Origin of the sequence: Breoghania corrubedonensis (assembly GCF_003053845.1) — a bacterium.
GTDB lineage: Bacteria > Pseudomonadota > Alphaproteobacteria > Rhizobiales > Stappiaceae > Breoghania > Breoghania corrubedonensis.
This window is the reverse complement of the sequence record NZ_QAYG01000002.1, coordinates 58,713-74,941: the sequence shown is the minus strand read 5'-3', so window position 1 is coordinate 74,941 and position 16,229 is coordinate 58,713. Positions and strand designations below refer to the sequence as shown.

Sequence of the window (16,229 nt, the reverse complement as noted above, 5' to 3'; positions counted from 1 at the left end):
GGGCGTTACCTGGACAACCAGGCCCAGCGGAAGATGTTGTTGCCGAGCGGGATCTGATTGAAGCCGTGGAGGTTCTTCGACAACGCGACCGCGTAGGGCGTCTCGTAGAGGGGAACGGTCGGTCCGCTGGTGTTGAAGATCTTCTGCATCTGCGCGTATTCCTCAAGCCGCTTCTTCGGATCGAGCTCTTGCTGGGAAGCTTCGAAAAGCTTGGTCGCCTTGTCGTTCGACCAGCCCGTGTGAAGGGCGCCGATGGTGGGCGGGTAGAGCGCGTAGGAGGCGAACTCGCTGGGATCCGCAATGTCGTCGGTCCACACCGAAAGTCGCATGTGGAAGGTGCCGTTTCGATAGACGGTGTCGCGCGTGCCGTCGTCCACCTGCTGGATGTCGAGCTTGACGCCGAGCTGGCTCCACATCTGCTGCAGGGTGGTTGCGATGCCGATTTCGTCCTGGTTGCCGGCGATGACCATGATGCTGGTCTCGAAGCCGTCGGGATAGCCGGCGTCCTTGAGAAGCGCCTTGGCCTTGGCCAGATCATAGGGGTAGAGCGGCTTGGTGCCGGTTTGCATGGGGGTGCCGGACGACATGAACGACGTCATCGGCTTGCCCACGCCATGGGTGACGATCTGGATGATCGCCTGCTTGTTGGCCGCGTAGTTCAGTGCCTGGCGAACCTTGAGATCGAAAAGCGGGTTCTTCTCGCCCTCAAGCTTCGGGCGGACATTGAGCGTCACGTACTGCACCCGCGTTGAAGGGAACAGCTCCATGTCGACGGCGGGGTCCTGCTTGAGCTCGTTGACCCGGGCGTAGGGGATCATCTCCGCCCCGTCGATTTCTCCCGACTGGAGCTTCAGGATGCGGGTCGCGTCGTCGGGAATGATCTCGAAGTTGATGCCGTCGAGATAGGGCAGAGGCTTGCCGTCCTCACCCTTGGCCCAGTAGTGGGGATTGCGCGCCAGCTTCATGGAGGAGCCGCGCTCCCAGGTGGTCAGGACGAAGGGGCCGGAGCCAACGGGATGCTGGGCGAAGGTTTTCGCCTTGTCCTCGTCGCTCGCGCCCTTCGTCGCCTCATACTGTTTTTCCGGCATGATGGCGGCATTGAAGACGGACAGCGCCGGGAGAATGGCGGGGTCTGTGTGCTTCAGGTGAAGCAGAATGGTTTTCTCGTCCCTGGCCTCGACGTTGTCGATCGATCCCAGCATGAAGTTCCAGATACCATGCTCGGGATTGGCGGCGCGCTCCAGTGACCAGCGAACGTCTTCGGCCGTGATCGGCGTTCCGTCGGAGAACTTGATGTCGTCGCGCAGATGCAGCGTAACGGTCAGGCCATCCTTGGAAACCTGCCAGTTCGTCGCCAGGCCGGGCTTCAGCCCCTTGCCGTCGTCGGTCGGCAGGATGAGGGTGTCGTACATGCTGGAAAGAACCCAGATGTTCACGTTGCCCTGGTTGTAGACGGGATCCAGCAGCCGGCTGTCGGCTTGGCGCGCATAGGTCAGGATGCCGCCGCGCTCCACGGCGGCCGCGCCGCTCAGACTGGCGCCGAGCACGATCGCGCCCAGCCCCAACGCCTTGAACATGGCATTCATGCGATTTCCCTCGCTTCTAGGTGATATAGTTTAATATAACGATTTCATCGGACGCTGATCGTTGTCAATGTCAAAGTATGCTCAGATTTTAGCCATCATGCTCATAATTTGGGATGATGAAGTCTGTCGCATGAGAGGAGAGCTGTGATATTGAGATATAACAATTTCCATTGTGACAAGGTTGATTTATGGATTTCCGCGTAGATCGATCCCTGGCGATGCCAGTCCGCGCGCAACTCAAGGGCGCGATCGAGTTCGCAATCTCGTTCGGGGAACTCACGGCGGGCGACGCTCTGCCGTCCGTGCGCGAGATGGCGAAGCTTGCCGGGGTCGCGCCGATGACGGTCACCCAGGTTTACAGTGAGCTGAAGGCGGAAGGTCTGGTGGAGGCCCGCAAGGGAGCTGGCACGTTCATCACCGACAGTTCCCAGGCGCGCGCGGCCCAGCATTCCGATATCGACACGCTGCACCGGGAGATCGACCAGGCGATCGACAAGGCGCTTGAACTCGGTATCAGCGCTGCCGACTTCAGTACGATCGTGAAGACACGGGTCGACTATCGCCAACGGATCGGCCCTCGGGCGCATTTCGTCATGGCGGGCCTGTTTCCCGACGCAACGAACAGCTATTGCCGCCTTCTGGGCGAACAGCTCGGCAGCCGGGTGCTTGTGGAAGGCACGACGCTCGACGCCCTGCGCCATGATCCCCAGGCCCGAGCTTTCGCGGCATCTTCCGATTGCGTGGTGACGTTCACGAACCGCCACAAGGAATTGAAACAGCTCATGCCTTCGGCACGGATCGTGACCATTCGTTTCATCCCCTCGGAGACGACCCGCATGCAGCTGGCATCGCTCATGCCGACCGCCCGCTTGCTCGTATTGTCCCAGTTCCCCGATTTTCTTCCGAGCTTTCGCTCCGCCGTGCGGCGCTTCGCGTCCCATGTGACGAACGTGACGGCGATCAACTTCGATGATCCGATGGTGGCGGACCACCTGAAGGTCTGCGACGCGGTGGTCTATGCAACGGGAACGGAGAAGACAGCGGAGATGGCCCGCCCGGGCACGTTCATGTTCGAATACCGGCACATCCCGGATCCGGCCGACGTCGATCGTGTCTTGAAACCCCTGCTGACGCACACCGCGTGAACGCCTCAACAAGAAGAAACTGGAAACTTCATGAAAATCAGCGATATGAACTGGCCGCAGGTCGAGGACTACCTGAAGACCAATGATCTGGCGGTTCTTCCTCTCGGCTCCACGGAACAGCACGCCTATCTGTCGCTCGCAACGGACAGCATCCTGTCGCAGCGCATGGCGGGCGAGGCGGCCGAACCTTTCGGCGTGCCCGTGTTCCCGGTTGTGGCCTACGGTGTGACGCCGTCCTTCATGGCCTATCCCGGCACGGTCAGCCTGCGGATTTCGACCTATCTGGCGGTTGTGCGCGATATTCTCGACAGCCTGAAACAGCACGGGTTCCGGCGCGTCCTGATCGTCAACGGCCATGGTGGCAACCAGCCGGCGGCCAATTTCATCGCCGAATGGATGGGCGACAATCCGGATGTCGCGGTGAAATTCCACAATTGGTGGAATGCCCCCCGGACCCTTGCCAAGGTGCAGGAAATCGACCCACTCGCCTCCCACGCATCGTGGATGGAGAACTTCCCCTGGACGCGTCTGGCGGGCGTGGAACAGCCGGAGAAGAAAAAGCCGCTCGTCGATTTCGCAAGGATGCGGGTCAAGGGACCTGCCGCGGTCCGGGACCTCATTGGCGACGGAAATTTCGGCGGCGTCTATCAGAAATCGGACGAGGAGATGCTGGCGGTCTGGCAGGCTGGTCTGGCGGAGACACGCGACCTGATCGAAGGACCGTGGAACTGAGCCTGCGGCCGGTGAGAGACATCGGTGAGAGGCATCGAAGGCGCTTGTCCGCTCGCCCGTGATTGGGGGCGAGCGGAGAAAAACGCCATTGGGTCTGCCGCCTGATTATCCCGCGAACGGGGCGTCAGGCGTCGCCCAGTTCATTGATGAGCTGCTGCGTTGTCACCGTGCGGCAATAGCCCTTGAAGGCGTTCAGCGCCGTCTCGTGACGTTCCTTCGAATGGGTTGCGCAAGCATCCGACACGCAGATCGGATAGAAGCCGCGATCGGCGGCATCGCGCACGGCATGATCGACGCATTGGTCGGTCAGAAATCCGGTTATCACCACCGTGTCGATGCCGATGTTGCGCAGGACGTATTCGATATTGGTCGAATTGAAGACGCCCGAGGAGGTCTTCGACAGGACGATGTCGTCGTCTCCGGGCGCGAGCTCGTCGAGGACCCGAGCGTCCCACGATCCCTTGGCTATGAAGAAATCGGAAAGCTTGTAGTCGAGGCTGCGGTCGCGTCCGTCCCTGGTCAGGTTTTCCATGACCGTGTACATGACCTCGCCGCCCGCCTTGCGGAACGCCGCGATGAGTTTCTTCTGGTTGGGAAGCACCGTGGTGCGGATGGTGGCGTCGAACTCGGGAAAACGGGCCGCGACGTCGTCGTTCCAGACGCAGTTCTGGGTGTCGATCAGCAGAAGACATGTCTTTTGGGGATCGAACGGCCTGATCCGGGTGAGCCGTGCATCTTGTTCGCGCTGCATGAAAATCGCTCTCTCGATGGGTGAGTTTCGGCCGGCGCGTGGCCGGCCGGTCAGGCGCTGCGCGGATCAGTAGACCCGGGCGTATCGCTCGCAGAGTTCCTGGGCCGACCATCCCGCCGACAGCTTTTCTTCCGCTGTCCGGTTGGTCACGAAGATATCAAGCAGGGCGGGCGGCAGGCACTCGGCCAACTCCTCGTCGGCCTTCAGCGCGGCCAGCGCTTCGCCCACGCTTGCCGGCAGACGGACGATGTTGTTCTTCTTGCGATCGTCCTCGCTCATTTCCTCCGGATCGACATTCACGGTCGGCTCGGGCATGGGCAGCTTGTCGCGCAGTCCCAGCCGGCCGGCCTGCAGGATCATTGCCATCATCAGGTACGGATTGCCGGTCGCGTCCGCGGCGCGGTATTCGAAGTTGAACTGCCGGGCGACCTTTTCCGCCGGGCCGAATGTCGGGCAAATGCGAATACCGGCCTCGCGGTCGCGCAGGCCGATATTCGACCAGACACCGGTCCAGCTGTGCGGAATCAGGCGCAGGTAGGAAATCGGCGAGGGGGCGGTAAAGGCGAGAAGCGCCGGCATGTGCCGCACAATGCCCGCCAGAAACGCCTGAGCGGGCGTGCTGACGCCGAGCGGGCCGTCCGCGTCGTGGCTCACCGGCTTGTCGTTCTCGTCCCACAGGCTGAAATGGACATGCACACCGTTGCCCAGTCCGTTGGGGGAAAGGCGTGGCGAGAAACTGACCGACGAGCCGAGCCGCCAGGCCGTCGCGCGGGCCATCTCCTTGACGATGATGGCCTTGTCGCAGGCCGCAAGCGGATCGCAGGGCGGCATCGTCACTTCGAACTGGCCGGCTGCGAATTCGGACAGGTAGCTGTCCACCTCCACGCCCGCCTGCGACAGCGCGGCGAGGAAGGTTTCGCCGAACGCGCCGTGCTTGCGGATCGCCTCCAGCGCGTACATGTCGGCCGCGCCCGCATTGGCGCCCTCGTAGACGAACTCGTGCTCGAAGGTCGCCTTCAAGGTGAGGCCCGTCTCCTTGCGCAAGGCCTCGACCGCGTCCTTGAGTGCGCTGCGCGGACAGCAGTCCCAGCGGCTGCCGTCGGTGTTGGTGACATCGCAGAGATAGAAGCGCTCCGCGGGCGTGCCGTCCTCGAAATCGACTTCCACACGGGTGCTCGGGTCGGCCTTCAGCATCACGTCGCCGAACGAGAGGAAGGGCGAGGGCGCAATCGTGCCTATCGCGGTGTACATGATGTTCGTGGGGGTCCAGCCGACACCACTTGTCAGGCGCTTTTCGACGAGGTTGGCGGGCAGGCCCTTGCCACGCACGGCGCCAGAGAGGTCGGCGTAGCAGAACATGGTGAGGTCTTCGTGGATCATGGCAGGCGTATCCCGAATGAGAGGTGAGGGCTGTGTCTATTGGCCGAGCCGGAACGACTTGCGCAAACCTTCCAGCGTGGTCATCCGCTCCTTGGCATCCGTGCCGAGTTCCTCGACTACGGCGGAAACGATGATTTCGACGGTCGCAAGTCCCGCGACCCCGCTGTCGAAGGCGCTGGGGATCTCGACCGGGCAGGCGACGACCTTGTGGGCGAGGGAGGCAATGGGCGAATACCAGACGTCGGTGATCAGGATGATCGTCGCACCCTGCGCCGTTGCGGCCTTGGCGAATTCCAGAACGTCGGCCTGATAGCGCCGGAAATCGAACGTCACCAGGACATCGCCCGGCTTGACGTCCAGCAGGTAGTCGGCCCAGGCCGCGCTGGTGTCCCTGACGAGCCGTACCCTGGGATGCAGCTCCCTCATATAGTGATGAAAGTACGTCGCCAGTATGTGACTGAAGCGGCCGCCCAGAAAAAAGACCGTCCGCGCTTCATCGCAAAGCAGCGCGGTGATCTCCTGAAGGTCGTCCTGGTGGAAGGTCTTGCCGACTTTCGAGATATTGTCCGCGAGAGCCTGGGTGACGTTTTCGGTCAGGTCCCGCTTTTCCGGATGGCCCTGGGAGGGGTAGCGGGTCAGCGGGCCCTGCAGGCGGACGTGGATTTCCTCGTGCAGGGCGTTTTGAAAATCGGCATAGGTCTGGAAGCCCAGGCGTGAGACGAAGCGCAGGATCGTCGGCCCGCTCGTGCCCGCCCGCTTGGCGAACCGGGCGACGGTCTCCAGACCGGCCACGGGATAGTCCGCCAGCAGCGCCTGCGCGACGCGGCGTTCCGCATCCGTGAAACGTGTCAGCTGCTGACGCACCCGCTCCTGAAGGGAGTGGCCTGAAGACGGCGCGTCCGCCGGTTGGCTTCCATGTGTGCTCAATGGGCCAATATCTCCGAATTCGCGATCGCGCGCGGGAAAATGTCGCTCAGAAGCGCCGCCCATTCTCGCTGACCGTTCTCCTCGCCGATGAGGTCCTGCCGTATCTCGATCTCGACATAGGGCAGGCGCCGTGCGATCGCGTGGACGGGCACAGTGTAGTCGGTTGCGGGATTGATCTCATAAGGCTGATTGCGACCGATGCAGAAATCGGTCTCTTTTTCCAGAAGCGCGATCAGCTCGTCGCCGATGCGCCAGTCGTCGACAGCCATGACGCCGATATGCCAGGGGCGCGGCGGCATCGATCCCATCACCGGGGTGCAGCTGTGCATCGCAAAGAACAATGTCGGCAGGGCCGCCGCCTCGCGCTCGTCCAGCGTGCGCGCGATCGCGTCCTGATAGGGCATCAGGATCTCGTTCTGGCGGGCCTCGATGTCAGCCTGTGCGAGATCCACGTTGCCCGGAACCCGGACACCGTCGCTGACCGGCGCCACGGACTGTGCGTTGCCGGGCAGGCGGTTGCAGTCGATGACGAGGCGGGAATACGGTTGATAGATGTAGGTCGCCTTGAGCGCCTGGGCGATCCGGGTGGTCACCCCGTAGATGCCGATGTCGTAGGCTACGTGCTTGCCGCGATCTTCCTGTGATAGCCCAAGGGATCCCAGGCGCTTCGGAATGGCGCGGCCCGCATGGTCGGACGTCAGGAATATGGGCGAGGTCGAGCCCGGATTTTCCATCGCGAATGGCGCGCAATCACCGTCGCGCAAAAGTCCGTCGGTCATGTTGAAGTTGAAGTCTCCCAGGCGGACGGGATGTCCGCGATGATCTGAAGGATCCCGGCCGGCCGGGCGGAGCCGGTCGCCGGCCGGGACAGCTGTGTGGAACGATCGTCAGTCCTGCGGGGTCACCGTCTCGTCGAAATCGACGTTGCCCTTGTCGACGTGCATGATCGCGACCGGCTTGGAGGGGACATGGCTGCCTTCGGGATAGGTCAGTGCGCCGGTGACGCCCTCGTAGTCCTTTGTCGCGGCGAGCGCCTTGGTGACGGCTGCCGGGTCTGCGGAGCCGGCCTTCTCGATCGCGTTGGCGACGACGCCCATCGCGTCGAAGCCGAGAGCGGCGAAGGCGTTCTCCGGCTCGTGGCCGTATTCCCTGGTGTAGGCCTTGCGGAACTCGTTGGCCGGGCCGGTGTCGAGGCCGACATAGGCGTGCGTCGTGAAGTAGACGTCGGTGGCCATTTCCTTGCCCGGGACGGAGACGACGAGGTCGGTGTCGAGGCCGTCGCCGCCCATGATCGGCAGGTCGAGACCGGCTTCGCGGATCTGCTTGATGATGATGCCGGCGGTATCGGGTCCCGAGGCGGCATAGACGCCCTCAACCCCTTTGGTGGACTTCAGGCGCGAGACGAGGGCGGAGAAGTCCTGGTCGGAGGTCATGAAGACGTCGGAGAGAACGACCTTGCCGCCGAGCTTCTCGAAGCGCTTGGTGAAGTACTTGGTCAGGCCGGTGGTGTAATCCATGCCCCGGTCGGTCCAGATGGCGATCTTGTGGATGCCGAGCTTGTTGTAGGCGTATTCGGCCATGGCCTCGGCCTGGACGTCATCGCCGAAGGGAACGAGGAACATCTCGTCGCCGACCATGACGGGCAGGTCGGGAGAGGTGGCGCCGGAGGTCACGAACGGGATGCCGGCGGTCTGGAAGAGCGGGGCGGCGGCAAGCACGTAGGTGGTGTCGGAAAAGCCGATCGCGGCGCTGACGCCCTTCATGGCGACGGCGCGCTTGGCGGCGGTGGCGGCCTCGCGCGTGTCGTCCTTGGTGTCGAAGGCGGTGACGTTCAGCATCCGGCCGCCGAGCAGCCCGCCGGCCTCGTTGATCATCTTCGCCTTCAGCTTGACGCCGTTGAGCGAGGGCACGTCGAGGGAGGCCTGACCGCCGCCGGAGAGGTTGTAGAGGGCGACGATGTCGATGGGGTCGGCCGCCTGGGCGGAGCCTGCGGAGGCCGCGATGAGCGCGCCCACGGCTGCCGATGCCAAACCCTTGATCCAAGTCTGCATGGGGATTGCCTTTCTGTTCATTCAGGTGAGTTGGCGGGTGAGGTGTGCCGGCTGCCCAGTCGTTTTATGAGGTTCAGCGGTTGGGGCTCTGCTGTGCCGAACAGGCCGGCGGGACGATAGATGAGGATGAGGATGACGCCGACCGCGATGGCGATCTGGCTGGCGCCGTAGAGGTTCAGGCTCTCCTCGACCGGTTTCAGGAACTCGGTGGCAAGCGTGAGGACGGCGGCGACGATGCTGGCGCCGGTGATCGAACCGGTGCCGCCGACGACGACCATCACGACGAGCTGGAACGCCAACCCGAAGGAGAAGCTGTCCGGGCTGATCAGCGTCACCACATGCACCCACAGACCGCCGGCGATGCCGGCGAAGAAGGCGCCGAGCGCGAAGGCGAAGACCCGGGTGCGCGCGACCCTGACGCCGAGACAGGCGGCGGCAAGCTCGTTTTCGCGGATGGCGAGCATGGTGCGGCCGAGCGAGGAATGCTTCAGCCGCCAGCACACGAACAGCGTCAGCAGCACGAAGCCGTAGACCCACCAGGTGGTGGTGAGCGACGGCAGGCCGCTGAGGCCCAGCGCGCCGCGGGTGACGCCGTCGAGGTTCACCGCGAGGCTCTGGACGATGAAGATGAGGCCCAGCGTCGCGACCGCGAGATAGTGTCCGCGCAACCTGAGGACGGGAAAGCCGACGATGACGGCGACAAGCGCGGAGAGGGACCCGCCGGCCAGAAGGGCTGGAAGGAAGCTCCATTCCTGTCCCGCCAGAAAGGCCGGCAGGTCGGGCAGCATCAGCCCCTTGCGGGCGGCGGGCATGACGAGGATCGCGGTCATGTAGCCGCCGATGGTCATGAAGGCGGGATGGCCCAGCGAGAACAGGCCGGTGAAGCCGTTGGAGATGTTGAGGCTGACCGCGAGGATCACGTTGATCCCGACGAACATGACGATGGAGAGCGCATAGGGGTCGAGGACCGAGCGCGCCCAGAAGACGAGGCCTGCGCCGATGAGGGCAAGGGCGGCGAACTTCGGCAGGAAGGTGTCGCGGTCGCTCATGCCCGTGTCTCCGTGTTGCGGCCCAGCAGGCCGTTCGGCAGAACGAGCAGCACGAGGATGAGCGCGCCGAAGACGAAGGCGTTGCGGTAGCCGGAAAGGGCGGGCGGCAGCAGGCCGACGAACAGCACTTCCGCAAGCCCCAGGATGTAGCCACCCAGAACCGCGCCGGAAATGGAGCCAACACCGCCGATAACGGCGGCCACGAAGGCCTTCAGCCCGGGAAGGACGCCCATCAGCGGACTGATCTGTCCGTACTTGCTGCCCCACATCAGCCCGGCGACGGCGGCGAGCGCGCTGCCAATGGCGAAGGCGAGCATGATCATGCGGTTGATGTTGATGCCCATCAGCCGTGCGACATCATAATTCTCCGCTGTCGCGCGCATGGCGATGCCGACCTTGGTGAAGCGCACGAAGGACGTCAGCGCGATCACCAGGACAATCGCGAGCACAACGATCATCAGATCGATCACCCGGATCGAGACGGGGCCGAAATCGACGAGCGCGTTCAGGTAGGCCGGAATGCGGAAGGTGCGCGGCTGGGCGGACAGGATCATGATCGCCAGGTTTTCCAGGATGATGGAAACGGCGAGCGAGGCGATGAAGCCGGTCACCTGCGGCGAGCCGCGCATCGGACGGAAGGTCGTGCGCTCGATCACCATGCCGACGACGGCCCCGGCGACGAGCACGATCAGGATCACCACGGGAAAGGGCAGGTCGGCGGAGGCGAAGGCCGCCAGCCCGGCGAAGGCGCCGATGGTGAGGATGTCGCCGTGGGCGAAGTTGATGAGCCGGACGATGCCGTAGATCATCGAGAAGCCGATGGCGACCAGCGCGTACATGCTGCCGAGGATCAGGCCGTTGACGAGCTGGTCGATCAGATAGGGAAGGGTCATCAGGCGGCTCCCAGATAGGCGCGCTGGACGTCGCTGTTGGATGCGAGTTCCTTGCCCGTGCCGGCGAGCGTGATCTCGCCCGCCTCGATCACGTAGGCGCGGTCGGAAAATTCCAGGGCCATGGACGCATTCTGTTCGACCAGCAGAACGGTCACACCGTCCCGACGGATGGTTTCGAGGATCTCGAAGATCTGCTCCACGAGGATGGGGGCGAGGCCGAGGGAGGGCTCGTCGAACAGGATCAGCTTCGGCCGGCTCATCAGGGCGCGGCCGATGGCGAGCATCATCTGTTCGCCACCCGAGAGCTTGTCGCCCGGCACGGAGCCGCGTTCGTGAAGGATCGGAAACCGGGCGTGGATGTCGGCGAGATCCCTGGCCACGCCATCGGCATCGTTGCGCAGATAGGCGCCGATCTTCAGGTTTTCCGTGACGCTGAGATTCCCGAAGATCTGCCTTGCTTCGGGGCAGTGGGAAATGCCCGCGGCAACGATCTGTTCCGCCTTCATGGTCGTCAGATCGATGGCCGGCGCGTTTTCTTGCGGGCGAAAGAGTATTTTCCCCTTTCGCGGACGCAACAGTCCGGAGATGGCGGCAAGCGTCGTCGTCTTGCCCGCACCATTCGCACCGATCAGCGATACGATCTCGCCGCGCCCGACAGTGAGGGAGACCCCGCGCACGGCATGGGTGCCCCCGCGGTTGATATGAACGTCTTCGAGGTCAAGCATCGTGCTTCTCGCGGCGGCGGCCCAGATAGGCGTCGATGACGGCGGAATTGTTCTGGATCTCCTGCGGCGTGCCGGAGGCCAGCATCTTTCCCTGATTGATGACCGTCAGTTCTTCGCAGATCCCCATCACCATCTTCATGTCGTGTTCGACCAGAAGAACGGTCAGGGAGAGGTCCTTGTGGAGTTTCGAAATCGTCTTGCCAAGATCGGCCGTCTCTTGCGGGTTCATCCCAGCCGTCGGCTCGTCGAGCAGCAGCAGTTGCGGCTTGGTGGCGAGGGCGCGGGCGAACTCGACCTTGCGCTGGTCGCCATAGGGCAGGTTGGCGACAATCTGGTGCGCCTTGTCGGCAAGCCCCAGGACCTCGAGCGCTTCCAACGCCTCCTTGCGGATGTTGCGTTCCGCGATCGAGGCGCGCGGCAGGCCCAGAACCGTCGACCAGAAGCCGGGCCCGTTGCGCATGTGCAGGCCGACCATCACGTTGTCGATGACGGGCAGGTCGCGAAACAGGCGGATGTTCTGGAAGGTGCGGGCCATGCCCAGTTCGGCATTGCGTTCCGGGGCGTTGCCCGTCACGTCGACGGCGCGGAAGACGATCTGTCCCGAGGTCGGCTTCAGGACACCCGTAACCAGATTGAAGGCGGTCGTCTTGCCCGATCCGTTCGGCCCTATGAGACCGGCCAGAACGCCTTGCGGAATCTCAAAGTCGACCCCGGACAGGGCCTTGATCCCGCCGAAGCTCTTGTTGAGTTGACGGACGGACAGCAGGGCGCCGTTATCGCTTGGCATAGGTCAGTTCCTCGCACGCGGAAGTGCGCTTCGATCTGTTCTATTCGTTAGCGATCGTAACAGGCATGTATGATTTGTTACATTGGTCGATTGACCAAATGAACGGCAATCGCCGCCCAATTTGAATCCATTTTGCCGACATCAGCGGCAGACTGATGATACCGTTGGGTGATTCAAGTTGTTATCTCTATTTTATAATTAGATATATGTATCTAAATTTATCTTCTATGTATCTTATGTGGTTTTACAATTATCTCATGACTTTTCATCATGAAATATGATGTATATTTGACTTAAATAAATGAGATATCTGAAATATAAGGCGTTTTACGGCTCACGTGCCGTATGGCGACGTTGGCGAGCAGGAAATGATGCCCCTTTATTCCCCAAAAATCGGGTGGCGTGAGAGTTTCGCGTGATGGCACGTGGGATGTGGGTCGTCCCGAAGGAGGGCCCCATCGCGTCCGCGGACAGGGTGCGCGCGGACGCGATGGGGCAGATGGTGCCTCAGTCGGCGTAGATCCCCAGCTTGGCATCGCCGCCTTCGCAAGCCGATGCGCGGTACATGCCCCGCGTGTTGAACATCAGGACCGGAGCGCCCGCCGGTGCGATGGCGATCACGCCGCCGTCGCCGCCGATGCGGGGCAGGTCCACCATCACCTTGCGCCGCACCGCTTCCGTCAGGTCGAGCCCGGCATACTGCACCAGCGCCGCGATATCGCGCGCCACCGTTTCGCGGATGAAGGCTTCGCCGTGGCCCGTCGCGGAAATCGCAGCACCGTCATTGCTGGCATATGTCCCCGCACCGATCACCGGACTGTCGCCGACCCGGCCGGGGCGCTTGTTGGTCATGCCGCCGGTCGATGTGGCGGCCGCCAGATCGCCGTTGCGGTCGCGTGCCACGCAGCCGACGGTTCCATACTTGTGGTCGTTGTGATCGAGGGAGATCTCGTTTTTCTCCTGGGCCTCGCGCAACTGGTTGCGCCGGTGCTCGGTCTCGAAATAGGAGGCGGGCAGTTCCTCAAAACCCTGCTCGAGCGCGAAGACCTGCGCGCCGGCGCCGCAGAACATCACGTGATCCGACCGTTCCATGACCCTCCGCGCCAGACAGATCGGGTTGCGCACGCCGTGAATGCCGGCGACGGTTCCCGCCGCACGATCGCGTCCGCGCATGATCGCGGCGTCCATCTCGACCGTTCCCGCACTGGTCAGGACGCTGCCGCGTCCGGCATTGAAGAGCGGATTGTCTTCCAGGACCATGACCGTGGCCACGACCGCGTCCTCCGCGCTGCCGCCCGCCGAGAGCACCTCGCGCCCCGCCGCCAATGCGGCCTCAAGGCCCGCCCGGTAGCCCGCTTCGCGGTCCGGCGTCATCGTTTCCTTGAGGATCGTACCCGCACCGCCATGCAGTGCCAGAGCCCAACCGCAATCAGCCATTTCAAAGTATCTCCGCAATCGTGTCCCGCAGGATGGGGATGAAACACCGTGGGGCGCGGCTTCAGTGGGCCTTTCGCGCGATGCTTCGTGTTGGGTGAAGTCCGAGGGCTGGCTCGCATGGACGGCGAAGGCGGGCCCGGGGGTGAGGCGCGAAGTGATAGCGCCCGTTTCCGCATCGATGCAATGGCCTTGGCGGCTTGAAGAAACGTGCCGCAGCGGCGCTGCATGACCGCGCGCATTGCGACTGACCACACAAAAAAACCCGGGCCTCGTGGCCCGGGGTATTGCCAGATGTTCTTGAAGGACCTTGGGGTGCTCAGGCCGCCTCGGTCTTGCGGGCGCGCAGGTTCTCCAGGATGTTCTGCGGGGAGGAGACGCCATAGGGGTCCGTATCGCAGTTGTCGGAGTAGCCCTCCTCGACGAACCACTGCTCGACCTTGCCGTCGTTGACGACCGCCGCATAGCGCCAGGAGCGCATGCCGAAGCCCAGATTGTCCTTGCAGACCAGCATGCCCATCTTGCGCGTGAACTCGCCGGAACCGTCCGGGATCACCTTCACGTGCTCGACGCCTTGCGCCTTCGCCCAGGCGTTCATAACGAAGGCGTCGTTGACGGCGACGCAGTAGATCTCGTCGATGCCTTCGGCCTGGAATTCCGGATAGAGCTTCTCGAAATCGGGGAGCTGATAGGTGGAGCAGGTCGGCGTGAAGGCGCCGGGCAGCGAGAAGAGCACGACGCGCTTGCCGGCGAAATAGTCGGCCGTGGTCTTGTCTTCCCAGCGGAACGGATTGGGCCCCTCGATGGACTCGTCACGCACACGCGTGTGGAAGGTCACATCGGGAAGCTTCTGAGCAAACATGGGTGTAGGTTCCTTTTTTTAAGTAGACTAATTCGCAGTCCGGGTTCGGAGGGAATTTCGGACGATGCGGCTGTCAGGTCAAGCACGAGTCTTGTGCAATGCACTTCAAGAATGGTCACGTGATGGCAATGGCTTGCATTGACGTTGCGGTATGTACTGTGCGGGTGCAATATGTCGCAGGCGGGGTCTTCTGCCATCCGCAATAGGCGCAATTTCGTCACCGCTCTTAAGCTTTGCAAAATGGGATTCGCGTAAGTCTCCGGGAGCGTCGACTCCTTGCCGGCGTGTGGCGAGACGGGGTCGCCAGGAGACGAGCTATGACCAATAGGGAATTCGGCAACGCGCCGGTGCTGGCCGTGGGCGAAGTGCTGGAGAACGACGCACGCAGGAGCGCGCTTCGCGAGGCCGGGATCGCCGTCGAGACCGCGCCCGATGGAGCGACCGCGCTCAAGGCTCTGGAAGGCGCGTGCCAGCGGGTCGTGCTGGTTGCCGAAGAGCTGGACGACATGGATGGTGCGGCGCTGATCCGTATGCTTGCGGAGCGCGATTTGTCGCATACTGTCGTTTTGGTGCTCACGGCACGAGGAGCCGTCGATGCCGCCCGTGTGCGCGGGGCTTTCGACTTTCTTGTCGAGCCGGTGGAGGCTCTTCGGCTGTCGACGACACTGCGCAATGCGCGCGAGCGCGCTATCCTGCATGCTGCGGTGGAAGACCTGAGCCCGGATATGGGCCCCGCCGGCTATTTCGGTTTCATTGGACGCTCTGTGGCGATGCGCTCGGTCTACCGGATGGTGGAAAGTGTCGCGCGTTCGCGCGCGACGGTGTTCATCACGGGTGAGAGCGGGACCGGCAAGGAAGTCTGCGCCGAAGCCATCCACCAGGCCGGGCCGCGTGCGCAGGAGCCGTTCGTCTTTCTCGATTGTGCGCATTTGCCGGCGGATCGGCTGGAGGCAGAGATCTTTGGCCATGCGCCGGATGCGGGACCCGCCACCACGTTCGGGCCGGGAGGGGCCGCACTCAGGGCCGATGGGGGCACACTGTTCATCCGCGATGTCTGTGCGCTCGATATAGAGCTTCAGGCGAAGCTCCTCCATTTCCTGCAGACCGGCAGGTTCACGCCTCATGGCACAGGGCGGGAGATGGCGGTGGATGTCCGGGTCATCTGCGCCACGGACTGCGATCCCATGCAGGAGGTGACGTCCGGGCGGTTCCGAGAGGATCTGTTCTATCGTCTGCATGTTCTGCCGATCCATCTGCCGCCATTGCGCGAGCGTGAGGGCGATGCGGTGGATATCGCGGTGCGCATGTTGCGCGAAGCGGCAGCGGAGGCGGGCAAGAGTTTCCGCAGCCTCACGCCGCAGGCGCGCGCGATGCTCGCGTCCTATGACTGGCCGGGCAATGTGCGCGAGTTGCAGGCCGTCATTCATTGCGCCGTGGAGGCTCATGAAGGCGAGGTGCTCACCGCTGACATGCTGCCGGCACGGATCAGCGGCGAGACTGGCGATGCGAGCGGCGTGGCGCACCCCGCCGGGGCAACCGCCCCTGAAGCCGAGCCGCAGGCCGATCCGGCGGGTGGGCCGGAGCCCGGCCCGCAGGGAGCGGAGGGGGACACGATGCTTGGCCTTGCCGTCGGCGAAACGCTGGCGGAAATGGAACGCCGGTTCATCGAGGCGACCATCGAGGCCTGCAACGGATCGTTGCCGCGCGCCGCACGCACGCTCGGGGTTTCGCCCTCCACGCTCTACCGCAAGCGCGAAAGCTGGGGAACGCCGGGCTGACGCGTCCTTGCCGCCCCGCTTGAATAGCGCGTAAAACGCCGCTCTCGCCTTGCTTTTTCCACGCGAGGCGTCTTCACTCCCTGTTTCACGCTTCGGGGGCTTTTGGTACGTACGTCGCATCGCCCCTCT

At 63.2% G+C, this 16,229-nt stretch carries 15 protein-coding genes; 3 read left to right on the top strand and 12 right to left on the bottom strand.

Annotated elements, in window-relative coordinates; translation table 11 throughout:
- Positions 1 to 5 precede the first annotated feature (5 nt).
- Positions 6 to 1,586: an ABC transporter substrate-binding protein gene (locus C8N35_RS08295; RefSeq protein ID WP_107989223.1), complete on the bottom strand. Its 1,581-nt coding sequence runs from the start codon at positions 1,584 to 1,586 to the stop codon at positions 6 to 8.
- 218 nt (positions 1,587 to 1,804) lie between these two features.
- Between C8N35_RS08295 and C8N35_RS08290 the strand changes: the two genes are divergently transcribed.
- Both C8N35_RS08290 and C8N35_RS08285 read left to right on the top strand, forming a co-directional pair.
- Positions 1,805 to 2,731, top strand: a complete 927-nt coding sequence (locus C8N35_RS08290) for a GntR family transcriptional regulator (protein ID WP_170122051.1) — start codon at positions 1,805 to 1,807, stop codon at positions 2,729 to 2,731.
- Between the two features lie 30 nt (positions 2,732 to 2,761).
- Positions 2,762 to 3,463, top strand: coding sequence for a creatininase family protein (locus C8N35_RS08285; RefSeq protein ID WP_107989221.1), 702 nt, complete (start codon positions 2,762 to 2,764; stop codon positions 3,461 to 3,463).
- Between the two features lie 124 nt (positions 3,464 to 3,587).
- Here C8N35_RS08285 and C8N35_RS08280 read toward each other — a convergent pair whose 3' ends face one another.
- The 11 genes from C8N35_RS08280 to C8N35_RS08225 all read right to left on the bottom strand — a co-directional run bounded on the left by C8N35_RS08280 (position 3,588) and on the right by C8N35_RS08225 (position 14,322).
- The gene (locus C8N35_RS08280) at positions 3,588 to 4,214 is read right to left on the bottom strand and encodes a cysteine hydrolase family protein (RefSeq protein ID WP_107989220.1); all 627 of its coding nucleotides are present in this window, start codon (positions 4,212 to 4,214) and stop codon (positions 3,588 to 3,590) included.
- A 66-nt stretch (positions 4,215 to 4,280) separates the two neighbouring features.
- A complete protein-coding gene (locus tag C8N35_RS08275; RefSeq protein WP_107989219.1) occupies positions 4,281 to 5,594 on the bottom strand; it encodes a glutamine synthetase family protein in 1,314 nt (437 codons plus the stop codon).
- Between the two features lie 36 nt (positions 5,595 to 5,630).
- The gene (locus tag C8N35_RS23595) at positions 5,631 to 6,521 is read right to left on the bottom strand and encodes a MurR/RpiR family transcriptional regulator (protein ID WP_170122050.1); all 891 of its coding nucleotides are present in this window, start codon (positions 6,519 to 6,521) and stop codon (positions 5,631 to 5,633) included.
- The gene (locus tag C8N35_RS08260) at positions 6,518 to 7,300 is read right to left on the bottom strand and encodes an N-formylglutamate amidohydrolase (RefSeq protein ID WP_107989217.1); all 783 of its coding nucleotides are present in this window, start codon (positions 7,298 to 7,300) and stop codon (positions 6,518 to 6,520) included. Before C8N35_RS08260 ends, C8N35_RS23595 begins: the two co-directional genes overlap by 4 nt.
- A 108-nt stretch (positions 7,301 to 7,408) precedes the next feature.
- A complete protein-coding gene (locus C8N35_RS08255; protein ID WP_170122049.1) occupies positions 7,409 to 8,572 on the bottom strand; it encodes an ABC transporter substrate-binding protein in 1,164 nt (387 codons plus the stop codon).
- 17 nt (positions 8,573 to 8,589) lie between these two features.
- Complete coding sequence (locus C8N35_RS08250; protein ID WP_107989215.1) at positions 8,590 to 9,621, bottom strand: branched-chain amino acid ABC transporter permease; 1,032 nt, start codon at positions 9,619 to 9,621, stop codon at positions 8,590 to 8,592.
- Complete coding sequence (locus C8N35_RS08245) at positions 9,618 to 10,514, bottom strand: branched-chain amino acid ABC transporter permease (protein WP_107989214.1); 897 nt, start codon at positions 10,512 to 10,514, stop codon at positions 9,618 to 9,620. The genes C8N35_RS08250 and C8N35_RS08245 overlap by 4 nt, the downstream gene beginning before the upstream one ends.
- On the bottom strand, positions 10,514 to 11,239 hold the full coding sequence (locus tag C8N35_RS08240) for an ABC transporter ATP-binding protein (RefSeq protein ID WP_107989213.1): 726 nt from the start codon (positions 11,237 to 11,239) through the stop codon (positions 10,514 to 10,516). The genes C8N35_RS08245 and C8N35_RS08240 overlap by 1 nt, the downstream gene beginning before the upstream one ends.
- Positions 11,232 to 12,026, bottom strand: coding sequence for an ABC transporter ATP-binding protein (locus C8N35_RS08235; RefSeq protein WP_107989212.1), 795 nt, complete (start codon positions 12,024 to 12,026; stop codon positions 11,232 to 11,234). Before C8N35_RS08235 ends, C8N35_RS08240 begins: the two co-directional genes overlap by 8 nt.
- Positions 12,027 to 12,533: 507 nt before the next feature.
- Positions 12,534 to 13,463 carry an isoaspartyl peptidase/L-asparaginase family protein gene (locus C8N35_RS08230; RefSeq protein WP_107989211.1) on the bottom strand — a complete coding sequence of 310 codons (930 nt, stop codon included), beginning with the start codon at positions 13,461 to 13,463 and terminating at the stop codon, positions 12,534 to 12,536.
- Between the two features lie 316 nt (positions 13,464 to 13,779).
- On the bottom strand, positions 13,780 to 14,322 hold the full coding sequence (locus C8N35_RS08225; RefSeq protein WP_107989210.1) for a peroxiredoxin: 543 nt from the start codon (positions 14,320 to 14,322) through the stop codon (positions 13,780 to 13,782).
- 317 nt (positions 14,323 to 14,639) lie between these two features.
- Between C8N35_RS08225 and C8N35_RS08220 the strand changes: the two genes are divergently transcribed.
- Positions 14,640 to 16,100 carry a sigma-54-dependent transcriptional regulator gene (locus C8N35_RS08220; protein ID WP_107989209.1) on the top strand — a complete coding sequence of 487 codons (1,461 nt, stop codon included), beginning with the start codon at positions 14,640 to 14,642 and terminating at the stop codon, positions 16,098 to 16,100.
- Positions 16,101 to 16,229: the final 129 nt, after the last annotated feature.